The sequence below is a fragment of the Sphingomonas sp. PP-F2F-G114-C0414 genome, from assembly GCF_003688595.1.
In the GTDB taxonomy this organism is placed as follows: domain Bacteria; phylum Pseudomonadota; class Alphaproteobacteria; order Sphingomonadales; family Sphingomonadaceae; genus Sphingomonas.
The window spans coordinates 99,770-114,426 of sequence record NZ_RCWT01000009.1; the positions used below are offsets into that span (position 1 = coordinate 99,770).

Below are 14,657 nucleotides of genomic sequence, written 5' to 3' on the forward strand. Positions count from 1 at the left end.
GCTGGGATGATGGTATGACGAACATGGTCCGCCGCGACGTTTTGAAGACGGCCGGCGTGACCGCGCTTGCCGCGATCGTTCCCGCCGTACCGATCGGCGCGGCCGGTACGGTCTCGGTAAGCCCGCGCGAGATCGTGTCGCTCGGGACCGGCTGGCGGTTCCATCTCGGCCATGCGAGCGATCCGGCGAAGGATTTCGGCTTCGGTCGCTCGCACGACACGTATGGCAAGTCGGGCGATGTCGGCACGCCGGTCGCCGAACCCAAGTTCGACGACAGCGCGTGGACGGCGGTAACGCTGCCACACGACTGGGCGGTCGACCTGCCGTTCGAACAGTTCGGGCCGGCGGGGAGCGAGGCCGATCGCACCGGATCGTTCCAGGGGTTCAAGCCGGTCGGGCGGATGTGGCCGGCGACCAGCGTTGGCTGGTATCGCCGCGTGCTCACGCTGGCCAAGGCGGACGCGGGGCGGCGGTTGCTGCTCCAGTTCGATGGGGTGGCGCGCGACTGCATCGTCATCCTCAATGGTTTCGTCGTCGGATCGAATGAGAGCGGCTATGCGCCGTTCGAGATCGACGTCACCGACTTCGCCAAATCTGGCGAGGACAATGTGCTCGTCATCCGCTGCGACGTGAGCCTGGGCGAAGCGTGGTCGTATGAAGGCGCAGGGCTCTACCGCGACGTGCGGCTGGTGAAGACCGCGCCTGTGCATGTCCGGCGATGGGGGGCGACCGTGCGGTGCTCGGTCGGCTCGGATGGCGCGATCGTGCGGGTCTCGACCGAGATCGACAATGACGGTCCCGCCGCCAGTGCGCGCGTGCGGTCCACGGTGGTCGGGCCGGACGGGAAGACGGTCGCGGTGCTGGTTGCGGACCCGCTGGACTTGCCGGCCTGGGGAAAAGCGATTGCGGCGCAGGACACGCGCGTCGCTGCGCCCGCGCTATGGTCGCTGGAGACGCCGCACCTTTATACGCTGGTCAGCGAGATCCTGGTCGATGGTGCGGTGGTGGACCGCGACACGTGCACATTCGGTATCCGCACGATCCGGTTCGACGCGACGCACGGCTTTTTTCTCAACGGCAGGCCGGTCAAGATCAAGGGCACCTGCAACCATCAGGATCACGCCGGGGTCGGCTTCGCGGTGCCCGACAGCCTGCACGTCTGGCGGCTCGAACAACTGAAGGCGATGGGCAGCAACGCGTATCGCTCGACGCATCATTCGCCGTCGCCCGCGATCCTCGACGCGTGCGACCGCATGGGACTGCTGATGATCGACGAGACGCGGCAGATGTCGAGCAATGCCGAGGGGCTGGGACAGCTCGAACGGATGGTACGGCAGGGCCGCAATCACCCGAGCATCATCCTGTGGAGCATCGGCAACGAGGAGATCCACCGCGGCACCGAGACCGGCGCGCGGATCGCCGAGACGATGAAGCGGAAGGTCTACGAACTCGATGGGACGCGGCCGGTGACGGAGGCGTTCAACGGCAAGTTCGGCGAGGGGGCGTCGCGCGTGCTCGACGTGATGGGGTGCAATTACTACCTCGACGCGATCGATCCGTATCACGCGGCGCACCCCGACATGCCGATGATCGGCACCGAGACGGGCAGCACGGTGATGACCCGCGGCGAATATGCGCGCGACGACAAGGCTGGCTTCGTGCCCGCGTACGACCGCGAATTCCCCAAATGGGCGACGACTGCGGAAAAATGGTGGAGTTTCTACGACGCGCGGCCGTTCCTGAGCGGCGGGTTCGTCTGGACCGGGTTCGACTATCGGGGCGAGCCTACCCCGTTCGAGCGCTGGCCGGAAAACGTGTCGAACTTCGGCCAGATGGATTTGTGCGGCTTCCCGAAGGACAATTTCCATTACTACCGCGCGTGGTGGAGCGGCGAGCCGGTGCTGCATCTTTTCCCGCATTGGAACTGGGCGGGGCGCGAGGGGCAGCCGGTGTCGGTCTGGGTGCACAGCAACTGCGAGGCGGTCGAGCTGGTCCTGAACGGGCGCAGCCTCGGGCGGCAGGCGGTGGTGAAGAACACGCATCTCGAATGGCAGGTGGCCTATGCGCCGGGCCGGATTGAGGCGCACGGGTATCGCGGCGGCAAGCGCGTGATGCACGCGGTGCGCGAGACGACGGGAGCGGCGGCACGGATCGGGTTGTCGAGCAATCGGCGGCAATTGGCGCCGGGCGAAGTCGCGGTCGTGCGTGTGGCGATCTTCGATGCGAAACGCCGCGAAGTACCGACCGCGTCCGATCGCGTCTCGTTCGCGCTGTCGGGAGATGCGCGGTTGCTGGGCGTCGGCAATGGCGATCCGCGGAGTCTGGAACCGGATCATGCGATGTCGCGCTCGGCATTCAATGGCCTTTGTATGGCGCTGGTCCAGGCGGGCGCGACGGGTGGCCCGATTCGTCTCGAAGCACGCGGTGACGGGTTGGCGCCGGCGATGCTGCCGCTGATCGGCATGACCAAGGATAGCTGATGATTGTACGTCGTTCGTCGCGGGCGCTCGCGCTGGTATTGCTCTGCGCTTCGGCGGCGGCGCAAGCGGCGCCAGACGAGGCCGCGTTCCGGCGTTCGATCGGACTGCGCCGTGAGTGGCAGGACCTGACGCGTGAGGTCGCGTGGCCGGCGCGTTGGACGCCGGATGGGCGGCACTTCTCGTATCGCAAGACGGTGGCGGGCGGGTTCGCGTTCGAGACGGTCGACGCAAAGACGCTCGCCAAGTCGCCGGCGTTCGATACGGCCAAGCTTGCGGCGGCGCTGGGCGATGCGCGTCACGAGGCGGTCGATGCGATGCACCTGCCGTTCGCCGAGGTCGACTATGCGGACGAGGGCAAGGCGATCGCATTTTCCCTCGACGAGACGCGGTGGCAGTGCGGGATCGTCGTCTACCACTGCGAGGCGGTCGTCGATCGCACCCGCCCGCGCGGCTTTGGCGTGGTGCGCGATATGGCAGTGCAGGCGGACAACACGCCACAGCTTTCCCCCGACGGTAAATGGACCGCATTCGTGCAGGGCGAGAACCTCGTCGTGCGCAAGACCGGCGATACGGCGATCGTGTCGCTCAGCGTCGATGGCACCGCAGGCGACTTCTACGATCCCGAGACGCTGCGCTGGTCGCCCGACAGCCGGCACATCATGATCTACCGTGTGCGGCCAGGGTATCAGCGGCGGGTCTTGCGCGTGGAATCGTCGCCGCGCGATCAGCTTCAGCCGAAGCTGCAAAGCCAGCTCTATCCCAAGCCCGGCGACGCGATCGATCAGGAACGGCCGGTGCTGTTCGACGTGGCGACCCGGCGCCAGACGGTGATCGACGACGCGCTGTTTCCCAATGCGTACGAACTCTCCGCGCCACGCTGGCGCAGTGACGGTCGCAGTGTCGCGTTCGATTATGTCCGGCGCGGGTTCGGGCAGGCGCGGATTGTGGCGGTCGATGCGGAGACCGGCGTCGCGCACGCCGCGGTGACCGAGGATGCGAAGACGTTCGTCTATGCCGACCGACGCTATGCGCACGAGGTGAACGGTCGCGGCGACGAGATCATCTGGGCGTCCGAGCGTGATGGCTGGAACCATCTGTATCTCGTCGACGGGCGCACTGGGAAGGTGAAGAACCGGATCACGACTGGGGCCTGGGTCGTGCGCGACGTCATCCATGTCGACGATGCGAAGCGCCAGATCGTGTTTGCGGCGAGCGGGATGAATGCGGGCGACGACCCCTATTTCCGCCACGTCTACCGGATCGATTTCGACGGGCGGCATTTGGCTGCGCTGACGCCAGCCAAGGCGGATCACGACGCGCGGTTCTCGCCGGACGGGACGCAGTATGTCGACACCTACTCGCGCGTCGACCTGCCTACGGTCAGCGAACTGCACCGGTCGAGCGACGGCGCGCTGGTCGCGACGATCACCAAGGGCGACGACAGCGCGTTGCGCGCAGCGGGGTTTCGGCCGCCTGAGGTGTTCGTTGCCAAGGGCCGTGACGGCAGGACCGACATCTGGGGCGTCGTCGTTCGTCCGCGCGACTACGACCCGCGCAAGAAATACCCGGTAATCGAGAACATCTACGCCGGCCCGCACGAGAGTTTCGTGCCCAAGCAATATTGGCCGTTCGGCTATCATTCCGGCGGGGACAAGGTCGTCGGCATGCAAGAGCAGGCAGACCTCGGCTTCATCGTCGTGCAGATAGACGGGATGGGGACCGCCAACCGCTCGAAGGCATTCCATGACGTCGCGTGGAAGAACCTCGCGGACTCGGGCTTCCCCGATCGTATCCTCTGGCACCGCGCGATGGCGGCGAAGGACCCGTCCTACGATATCGGCCGGGTCGGCATCTACGGCGCGTCGGCGGGCGGGCAGAGTACGCTGAACGCGCTGCTGTTCCACGGCGATTTCTACAAGGTCGGAGTGGCCTATGCGGGCTGCTACGACAACCGGATGGACAAGATCAGCTGGAACGAACAGTGGCTCGGCTGGCCGGTCGACGCGAGCTATGCCGCGGCATCGGGCGTCGATCATGCCGCGCAACTGACCGGCAAACTGCTGATGATCGTCGGCGAGCAGGACAGCAACGTCGACCCGGTCTCGACGATGCAGGTCGCTGACGCCTTGATCCGCGCGGACAAGGATTTCGACCTGCTGGTGGTGCCGGGTGGCGAGCATAGCGTCGGGCGCTCGACCGGGCCGATCGACTATGTCGCGCGGCGGCAGTTCGGGTTTTTCGTTCGGGAGCTGGCCGGGGAAGCGGTGGCGAATTGGAATGGGGTGGAGTGAAGGGGGGCTGACGCACCTAGCTCGTGAGCGCTCCACCCCGGCGAAGGCCGGGGCCCAATTGGGGGACGTCGCTGACTATGGACGGTCCTTCGTCACGGTGACCTTTCCAATTGGGCCCCGGCCTCCGCCGGGGTGGTGTTCGGACTATTGAGGTGACAGGCCGAGACTGATTGGTGCCGATCCCAGTGGGACGGTGTAGCCGCCGCGTTCGAACTGGGCTCCTGCCATGGTGTAAGACCGGCCGGTCTTGGTCGTCGTCTCGACAAACACGCGCGCGGCTGGATTGATTTTCGTCGCCGCATCGAGCGTCAGCGTCACGCCCCCCGTCGTCGGGACATACGTCGCTCGTGCGATCTTCCCGGCTTCCAGCGTGATCCACAATCCGGCGCGGGCGATGAAGAGCCGCGTGCGGGCGCCGTCCTTCGGGGTGATACTGACCACGCCCGCCGCCTGGTCCACATTGCCGCCGAAGCCTAGCCAGCCAAAGGTCGGGTCGTTCACCAGATAACTCGCGGCGGTGATCGCGTGGCCGTAGAAGCCCATGCCGTAGTCGCCGCTATACGGGTCCCAGCGCATCATGTCGGGCGCGGAGTGGAACGCGGCGGAGGAGAAGCCGTCGCGGTCGATGTTGGTGATGCCGCCCATCATGCCGCCGTATGCGATGCGGAGCAGCCGCAGGTCGGTCGGGTCGGCACGGTAGGCGTCGAACAGCGGGACGGCATTGAGCGTCGAGCCGTAATGGTGGAGCTGGCGCTCGATCCGCGGGTATTTGCCGCCGTAGAGGAAGTCCCAATAGCGGCGCGCATTGCCGTTATAGCCCCAGCTCGGGATCGTCGGGTCATAGGCGAGGATCACTTTCCGCGTCACGTCGGCCTGCGGCTGGTAACCGAAATAGCGCATCCAGGCGTAGACCTCGGGCTGGCCCGTCGAATCCCAGGCCATCTCACTGCCGAACGGATAGCGCAGCGTCCGCCAGTGATCGGCGCGCTTCTTCATCAGGCGCTCCATCTCGGTCGCTTCGGCGGTGAGCCCTTCGCGCTTCAGGTCCTTGAGGATATCGACGAACACCTCGCCCTCCATCAGCCCGAACTGCGTGTAATAGGGCGCGTCGCGCATCATCGAGGTGGTCGTCTGATAGGCGTGGTCGAGATACCAGCGCCACGGATGCGCGGTGACGAGGCCGGGGTGGTTGCGTGCGACGCGATACAGCACCCAGTGGCCGATCGCGACGTGCGGGTAATTGTATGCGCGGCCGAGATCGCCCGCGTTCTTCTTCGACCAGGAGGTCCAGGTCTTCCAGTCGACGGTCGGGTCGTAATAGCCGGGGTGAGCGGCGGGGTCGTAGTAGAACAGGCTCTTCCGCACCGCGCCGGCATGCGGGCCATCCGGGACTTGCAGGTCGCCCTGGATCGTCTCGTCGACGAGGCGTTGCAGCTTGGCGATCTCGGTGGGGTCGGGGTTGTCGAGCTGTTTCGAAATCGCCGCGATCCAGCTGCCCGCGCCGCCTTCGTCGCTCATGCCCGAGATCCAGACACGTGGGTCCTGCGTGACCACTTTGCCGGCCTCGCGGTCGTAGGTGAGGATCGCGGGGTTGCGGCCGAACGGGTCGGCCTTGTCCTCGTACCATTGCTGGGTGGTCGAGAACCGGCCGAGGTCGGCCATCGTCTGGTCGAGCGGCTTGGTGATGTAATAGCTGACCGTCTGGACGCTGCCGTCGGCGTAGGTGATCGCGAGACTCGCGCGGCCCCAGCCTTTGCTGCGAACGGTGTAGCGGGCCCAGCCTTTTGCGCTTGCGGCCGGGGTTGCGGTGAGCGCACCAGCGGGGAGGCTTTCGATCTTGGCGATCGGTAGCGGCGTCTTGAGGAACAGCGACGCGTCTTGGTCGGTCGGGACGACGTAGCCGGGGATGCCGACCGCGACGGGGCGGTGGTTGGCGACAAGCGTGTCCTCGATGGCCGCGATCGACGGCGCGGTGACGAAGCGGACGCCGATCGTGCGGGTGGCGCCAGGGGCGAGCGTGAAGCTGGTCGGGACGTTCCATTGCTCGCCGGCCTTCGCCCATTCCTTCTCGGCGAAGGCTTTGCTGGCGACGGTCCAGTCGTAGAAGCCTTCGGAGGTCTGGCCGCGCTTGCTGCGGTCGGTGAAGATGTCGCCCTTGGGCGCCCTGGCGGATTCGAGGATCGGGCGGTAGGCCTCGAGCGGCGTGCCCTTTTCGGGGAGGACCAGCAGCGCGGGGCCGGCACCGTTGAGGCGGGTGACCTGGAGGTAGCCGGCGTCGCGGCCGATATAGGGGTCGACGAAGCTCGCCTGCGCGTGCGCCTGTTCGAGGCTGCGGTCGGTGATGATGTTGTCGAACACCATCGGCAGCCCGAGCGCACCGATCTCGACGGGGGCTGTCGTCGTGTTGGTCAGCGTGAAGCGGAGCGCGAGGACGCCGTGGTCGTCGATCCAGCGGCGCTCGACGCGCAACGGGCTGGTGGCTCCGAGCGAGGCGGTGATGTCGGCGGCTGCGAGCGTGGCACCGGTCGAGGGGAGGCGGCGGATCGCCTTGCGGTGCTGCGCGGAGGCGAAGTCGGTCCAGGCGCCGCCGGGTTGACGGACGCGGAGGTGGATGTCGCCGATATGGACATAGCCGTCGGCGGCACGCTCGGCTTCGCGGGCGCCGGGGACGAAGTCGAAACCGGGCTCTGCAGCGGGGGACAGGCGGGCGAGCGTCTGGGTGTCGGTGCGGAGCGCGAGCCGGAAGGCAGGGGTGCGAAGCGCGGTCTGAGCGATCGGGCGGTAGCTTGGCTTGGCGGGTTTGGGTTGGGCCCCGCAGGGCAGCGTCACGGTCGTCGCCAGGAGCAGCGTCAGGAGGCGGAAGGCTGTCATGGCGTTACTCGCTCGAAGTCAAAGGTGAGGATAAAGTGTCACTTGCGCTGCCTTGTCGGACGTATAGTATACGATATCCGAATGGAGATAAAGATGTTCGCAAACCGCCGGGACGTATTGATGGGAACGACGGCGGTGGCGCTGTTGTCGGTGGGCGAACAGGCGTTTGGCAGGGGGGCGACTGGCAGGGGAATGACGCTGCTCCCGACCAAGGCCAAGCCTTTGCCCCTGTCAGCGGTGCGCCTGCTCCCGTCCGCCTATGCAACCGCGGTCGAGGTCAATCGCGCGTATCTGCTGCGGTTGAGCGCGGATCGGTTGCTGCACAATTTCATGGTCTATGCCGGGCTCCCCGCGAAGGCGCCGCTCTATGGCGGGTGGGAAAGCGACACGATCGCCGGGCATACGCTCGGCCATTACCTGACTGCGCTGGTGCTCATGCATGCACAGACCGGCGACGCGGAGTGCCGCACCCGCGCGGATTATATCGTTGCCGAACTGGCGCGGGCACAGGCGAAGCGCGGTACCGGCTATGTCGGTGCGCTGGGGCGCAAGCGGAAGGACGGCACGATCGTCGATGGCGAGGAGATCTTCCCCGAGGTGATGCGCGGCGAGATCAAGTCGGGCGGGTTCGATCTCAACGGCTCGTGGTCGCCGCTCTATACCGTGCACAAGGTGTTCGCGGGGCTGCTCGATGTGCATGCCGCGTGGGGTAATACGCAGGCGCTGACCGTCGCGACCGGGCTCGCGACGTATTTCGCGAAGGTGTTCGCGGCGCTCGACGACGCGCAGATGCAGATTTTGCTCGGGTGCGAATATGGCGGGCTGAACGAGAGCTATGCCGAGCTGTCGGCGCGGACCGGGCACAAGCAATGGCTCGACGTCGCAGAGCGGCTGTACGACCGGAAGATGCTCGATCCGATGGTCGCGGGCGAGGACAAGCTCGCCAACTTCCATGCCAATACGCAGGTGCCGAAACTGATCGGGCTCGCGCGGATCCATGAACTGAACGGCAAGCCCGCGCCCGCGAACGCCGCGCGGTTCTTCTGGAACACCGTCACGCAGCATCACAGCTATGTGATCGGCGGCAATGCCGACCGCGAGTATTTCTCCGGCCCCGACAGCATCGCGAACCACATCACCGAGCAGACGTGCGAGCATTGCAACAGCTACAACATGCTCAAGCTGACGCAGCAGCTCTATGGTTGGGCACCGGACGGCGCGATGTTCGACTATTACGAGCGCGCACACCTGAACCACATCATGGCGGCGCAGGACCCGAAGACCGCCGGCTTCACCTATATGACGCCGCTGATGACGGGCACTGCGCGCGAGTATTCGACGCCGAAGGACGACGCATTCTGGTGCTGCGTCGGGACGGGCATGGAGAGCCATGCCAAGCACGGCGAGGCGATCTTCTGGGAGGGCGACGGCACGCTGCTGGTCAATCTCTACATCCCGGCGGAGGCGCGGTGGCAGGCGCGGGGTGCGGTGCTGACGCTCGACACGCGCTATCCGTTCGAGCCGGAGTCGCGGCTGACGCTGACCAAGCTGGCAAGGCCGGGGCAGTTTCCGATCGCGTTGCGGGTGCCGGGCTGGGCGAACGGGCGTGCGACGGTCACGGTCAACGGCGCGGCGGTCGAGCCGGTGCTGGCGAAGGGCTATGCGATCGTCGAGCGCAAATGGAAGGCGGGCGATGTCGTCGCGATCACCGTACCGCTCGACCTGCGGCTGGAAAGTGCACCAGGCGACGTCGATACGGTCGCGGTGCTCCGCGGGCCGATGGTGATGGCCGCTGATCTCGGCTCGACCGAGGGGAAATGGGAGCAGGCCGATCCGGCGATGGTCGGCGCGGATTTGCTCGCCGCGTTCACGCCGACGGCTGGCGTGGGTGCGCGCTATGCGACGAAGGGGATCATCCGGCCTGCTGACCTCACCTTCGTGCCGTTCTACAGTCAGTATGAACGGCGTAGTGCGGTGTATTTCAAGCGCTTCAGCGAGGCGGCGTGGAAGACCGAGGAGGCGGCGTTCCTGACCGAGCAGGCGCGGCTGAAGGATCTCGCCGCACGGTCGGTCGACGTGATGCATCTGGGCGAAATGCAGCCCGAGCGCGATCATGCGCTGACGTCGGAGATCTCGTATCCGGTCAGCTATCGCGGGCGGAACGGGCGCGATGCGCGGTCGGGCGGGTATTTCGAGTTCACCATGAAGACACGGCCGGTGCCGCTGGTGGTGCAGGCGACCTATTGGGGCGATGAGCGCGCGCGCGATTTCGACATCCTCGTGGATAACGTGAAGGTCGCCACGCAGCATCTCGAGGCGGACCAGCCGGGCAAGTTCTTCGATGTCGAGTATCCGCTGCCCATCGGAGTGACCAAGGGCAAGGCGAGCGTGAAGATACGGTTCGTGCCGCATGACCGGTCGTCGGCGGGGCCGGTATTCGGGGTGCGGATGGTAGCTGCCAAGCCGGGCGCAACCGCATGAGCGCCGTGCCAGGGTTGGTCCGCAATCCGGCGGCAGCGCTCCCTTCCTTGTTCTCCCGCGAAGGCGGGAGTCCAGTCTGGATCCCCGCCTTCGCGGGGAAACAGGTCTTGCGCGCCGAGTGTGGATGCGACCGCGGAGCCTTTGCATGACCGACGCGCAGGCAGACGGCATTCGCCTATCGCTCGACGAAGTGCGGGCGTTGGCGCGGAAAGTTTTGCTCGAGGCTGGCCTGTCGCGCGCGCATGCCGAGGCGGTCGCGGAGACGATGGTCTCGGGTGAGCGTGACGGCTGTGCAAGCCACGGCATCTACCGGTTGCTGGTCGCAGCCAACAGCATCGCCAAGGGTGTCGTGGCGGTCGATGCGGAGCCGGTCGTGAGCGAGCCGGCGCGCGCGCTCGTGCGGGTCGATGGCGGCGGCGGGTTCGCGCAACTCGCGTTCGAGCGCGGGCGGCAACGGTTGGCGGAGAAGGCGCGCGCGTACGGCATTGCTGCGCTGGCGCTGAACAAGGTGGTGCATTTCGCAGCGTTGTGGCCCGAGGTCGAGGCGCTGGCTGAGGAAGGGCTGGTCGCGCTCGCGGTCACGCCGAGCCATGCCTGGGTCGCGCCGGCGGGGGGCACGCAGCCCGTGTTCGGGACCAACCCGATCGCGTTCGGCTGGCCGCGGCCCGGCCGCGAACCGTTCGTGTTCGACTTCGCGACGAGCGCGGTCGCGCGCGGTGAGATCGAGCTGCATCGGCGCGCCGGGAAGGCGGTGCCCGACGATTGGGGCTATGATGCGGAAGGGCAGCTGACGACCGACGCGGCGGCGGTGCTGAACGGTGCGATGCGGACGTTTGGCGGGCATAAGGGGTCGGCGCTGGCGGCGATGGTCGAACTGCTCGCGGGGCCGCTGATCGGCGACATGACCAGCCGGGAGTCGCTTGAGGCTGACGCGGCGCGCGGTGGGTCGCCGATCGGCGGCGAACTGATCATCGCGATCGATCCCGTCGGATTTTTAGGCGATGCGGTCGCCGAACACCTTACTCGCGCGGAGGCGATGTTCGCGGCGATCGAGGGGCAGGGTGCTCGGCTACCGGCGCAACGGCGGTACGCGGCGCGGGCGCGCAGTCTGACCGAGGGTGTGACGATACCCGCCGCACTGTACCGCGACATCATGGTGCTGGTCCCAGGAGAATGACGATGAAGGCGATGATCCTGTTGCTCGCGCTGGGCTCGACTGCGGCGGGGGCGGCGCCTCCAAAGGCTCCTAAGGCCGCGGCGGCAACGTCGGCGGATGCGCGGTTCAAGGCGCTCTACACGGCGGAATATGCGTGGCGGCAACTCCAGTTCGCGCAGGGCGAGGACAATCCGACCGCTGCGCCGCGCCTGCCCGATGTCGGCCCCAAGGCGCAGGCCGAGCGGCTCGCGCGGTGGACCGACGTGTCGCGGCAACTGGCTGCGATCTCGCCGGCGACACTCTCGCCTGCCAATCGCGTCAATTATGCGGTCTACGCGCAGCAGATCGACGCCTTGCTCGCCGAGCAACGCTTTCGCGATTACGAGAAGCCGCTGACCGCCGATACGAGCTTCTGGGGTGACGTCGCGGAAAGCGCGCGCGGCACTTTCAAATCGGTGAAGGACTATCGCGACTACATCGCGGTGATGCGCCAGATTCCGCGCTATTTCGATCAGCAGACCGGCAACATGCGCGCGGGACTGGCGCGCGGTTTCACCCCGGCGCGGGTGACGCTGACCGGGCGCGACAACGGGGTCGCGCAGGTCGCGGACGCGAAGACGCCGCAGGACTCGCCGTTCTACGAACCGTTCAAGACCTTCCCGTCGACGATCCCCGCCGCCGAGCAGGCCGCGCTCAGAGCTGAAGGGACGGCAGCGATCTCGCAGGCGGTCGTCCCCGCCTATGCGACGCTGCTGAAGTTCCTGCGCACCGAATATATCCCGCATGCCCGCGAGGGGCTGGCGGCGTACGACCTGCCCGAGGGCAAGGCCTATTACCAGTCGAAGGTCCGCGAATACACCACGCAGGATATCACGCCCGAGCAGATCCACGCGCTCGGGCTCGCCGAGATCGCCAAGATCCGCGGTCGGATGGACGGCGTGATGCGGAGCGTGAAGTTCCAGGGCGATCTGCAGGCGTTCTTCAATCACCTGCGCACCGATCCGCAATTCTATCCCAAGACGCCGAACGAACTGCTGTACCGCGCCGCGTGGATCGCCAAGACGTTCGACGGCAAGGCGTCGCAGTGGTTCGGGCATCTGCCGCGCAGCCGGTTCGCGATCAAGCCGGTGCCCGCGGACATCGCGCCGTTCTATACCAGCGGTCGCGGCGGGCCGGGGATCTATCTGGTCAACACCTACGATCTGCCGTCGCGGCCCTTCTATTCGCAGGTCGCGCTGACGCTGCATGAAAGTGCGCCGGGCCACGCGTTCCAGATGCCGCTCGCGTCCGAGAACAAGACGCTGCCGGCGTTCCGGCGTGACACGTATCTGTCGGTCTATGGCGAGGGCTGGGCGCTGTATTGCGAGACGCTTGGCGAGGACATGGGGATGTACGAGACGCCGTACGACCTGTTCGGGATGCTGAGCTATCAGGCATGGCGCGCAGCGCGGCTGGTGGTCGATACCGGCATCCATGCGAAGGGCTGGAGCCGGAAGCAGGCGCAGGACTATCTGCACGACAACACCGCGCTGTCGAACCACGAGATCGAAACCGAGGTCGACCGATACATCGCGTGGCCGGGGCAGGCGCTGTCCTATTACATGGGGCAGATCGCGTTCCAGACGGCGCGGAAGAAGGCGCAGGACAAGCTCGGCGCGAAGTTTAACATCCGCGCTTTCCACGACGCGATGCTGGAGATGGGATCGGTGCCGGTGCCGGTGATCGAGGCGCGTACCGACCAGCTGATCGCGGCGGGCGGCAGGGGGCCGTATCCTGACGAGGAATAGGCGCTGGCTCGCGGCGGTCGGCCTGATCGCCTCCGCCGGGCTGGCGCAGGATGTGCCGCGGGGGACGCACATCCATGCGCCGGGCAATCCGATCCTCGCGGACGGGTATTATTCGACCGATCCGGCGCCGGTGGTGATCGGCGATACGCTGTGGATCCTCGCCGGGCGCGACGAGGCGGCGGCGGACGTCGACGACTTCGTGATGAAGGAATGGCAGCTGCTGTCGACCCAGGATCCGGCGTCGGGCGACTGGGTCCATTATCCGGCGATCGCGCGACCCGAGACCGTATTCGGATGGGCCGAGCCGGCGCGCGCCTATGCCGGGCAGATCGTCCAAGCGCGCAACGGGCGGCTGTATCTGTATGCGCCGGTGGTCGAAAAAGGCAGCGATGCCGAGGATCGGTTCGCGATCGGCGTCGCGGTTGCCGACAGCCCGACCGGACCGTGGCGCGACGCACATCCGTCGGGGCCGATCGTCTCGCAGCGCGTGCCGGTGCGCAACGATATCCAGAATATCGATCCGACCGTGCTGATCGACGACGACGGCCGCGTGTATCTCTATTGGGGGACGTTCGGCGAACTGCGCGGCGTCGAACTCGCGCGCGACATGGTGACGCCGATCGGCCCCGAGCGGCGGATCACCGGGCTGACCGAGTTCTTCGAAGCGCCGTGGATCATGAAGCGGCGCGGCGTCTATTACATGCTGTACGCCGGCAACACCGCGGGACCGGGCTCGGACTGTACGCCGGCGATCTATCACGCGTGCATCGCTTACGGGACCGCGCCGTCGCCGATGGGGCCTTGGACGTATCGCGGCGTGGTGCTGAAACCGGTGTCGTCGACCACGTCGCATCCGGGCGCGGTGGACTTCAAGGGGCGCTGGTATCTCGCGTATCACACGGCCGATGCGGCTGGCGGCGGGCATTTCCGGCGCAGCGTCGCGATCGATCCGATGCTGTTCGACGACAGCGTGACGCCCGCCGCGATCCTGCGGGTGGTGGCGACGCGGCGCGCTCGGCCTGCGCCGCTGCCGTCGCGCAATATCGCCGGTGCGGCGACGGCCGAGGCGTCGAACGAGCCGGTGCCGGTGCGCTATTGGCTGGCCGCGCTGAACGACGGGATCGTGCGGGCGAACCCGCTGCCGCCGGATATGTGGGGGAGCCGGGCGGGGCCTGCGCGGCAGTGGATCGCGTATCGCTGGGATGCTCCGGTGACGCTGAACGGTGCGCGCATGCGCTTCTGGGCGGATCGAGCGGCGGGATCGCGGACCGGGATCGCGCCGCCGAAGCGTTGGTGGCTGGAATATTGGGATCGCGGCTGGAAACGGGTGCGGGGGGCGCGTGGTTTCGGTACCGGGTCGGACGGGTTCCAGTCCGCGAGCTTTAGGCCGGTGACGACGCGGTGCCTGCGCGCGGTCTTCGAGACGTCGGGCGATGCCCGCGGTCATGCCGGCGTTGCGGTGCAGGAATGGGAGGCGCTTGCCCCGCATCCACAGGCGGTCGCGGCGCGCGACCCGGCCGCGCCGCCCGCGCCGCCCTGCGGCTAATTCGGAAGAGCCGCCTTCCGACCAACCCCGTCATCCCAGCAAAAG

7 protein-coding genes are annotated in these 14,657 nt (G+C 66.9%); 6 read left to right on the forward strand and 1 reads right to left on the reverse strand.

The features are described from left to right. Positions 1-14 precede the first annotated feature (14 nt). A complete protein-coding gene (gene galA / locus C8J47_RS01175; RefSeq protein WP_121884120.1) occupies positions 15-2,480 on the forward strand; it encodes a beta-galactosidase GalA in 2,466 nt (821 codons plus the stop codon). Beyond that, entirely contained in the window at positions 2,480-4,771 is a 2,292-nt protein-coding gene (locus C8J47_RS01180) for a DPP IV N-terminal domain-containing protein (RefSeq protein ID WP_121884121.1), read from the forward strand. Before galA ends, C8J47_RS01180 begins: the two co-directional genes overlap by 1 nt. A 144-nt stretch (positions 4,772-4,915) precedes the next feature. Here C8J47_RS01180 and C8J47_RS01185 read toward each other — a convergent pair whose 3' ends face one another. After that, positions 4,916-7,642: a DUF5695 domain-containing protein gene (locus C8J47_RS01185; protein ID WP_121884122.1), complete on the reverse strand. Its 2,727-nt coding sequence runs from the start codon at positions 7,640-7,642 to the stop codon at positions 4,916-4,918. A 93-nt stretch (positions 7,643-7,735) separates the two neighbouring features. On the opposite strand from C8J47_RS01185, the gene C8J47_RS01190 reads away from it, so the two are divergent. The 4 genes from C8J47_RS01190 (at position 7,736) to C8J47_RS01205 (ending at position 14,612) form a co-directional block, all read left to right on the forward strand. Beyond that, entirely contained in the window at positions 7,736-10,123 is a 2,388-nt protein-coding gene (locus C8J47_RS01190; protein ID WP_121884682.1) for a glycoside hydrolase family 127 protein, read from the forward strand. Between the two features lie 145 nt (positions 10,124-10,268). After that, complete coding sequence (locus tag C8J47_RS01195; RefSeq protein WP_121884123.1) at positions 10,269-11,300, forward strand: Ldh family oxidoreductase; 1,032 nt, start codon at positions 10,269-10,271, stop codon at positions 11,298-11,300. Between the two features lie 2 nt (positions 11,301-11,302). After that, positions 11,303-13,066, forward strand: a complete 1,764-nt coding sequence (locus C8J47_RS01200; RefSeq protein WP_310886113.1) for a DUF885 family protein — start codon at positions 11,303-11,305, stop codon at positions 13,064-13,066. Between the two features lie 52 nt (positions 13,067-13,118). Beyond that, complete coding sequence (locus C8J47_RS01205) at positions 13,119-14,612, forward strand: family 43 glycosylhydrolase (protein ID WP_259467291.1); 1,494 nt, start codon at positions 13,119-13,121, stop codon at positions 14,610-14,612. Positions 14,613-14,657 lie beyond the last annotated feature (45 nt).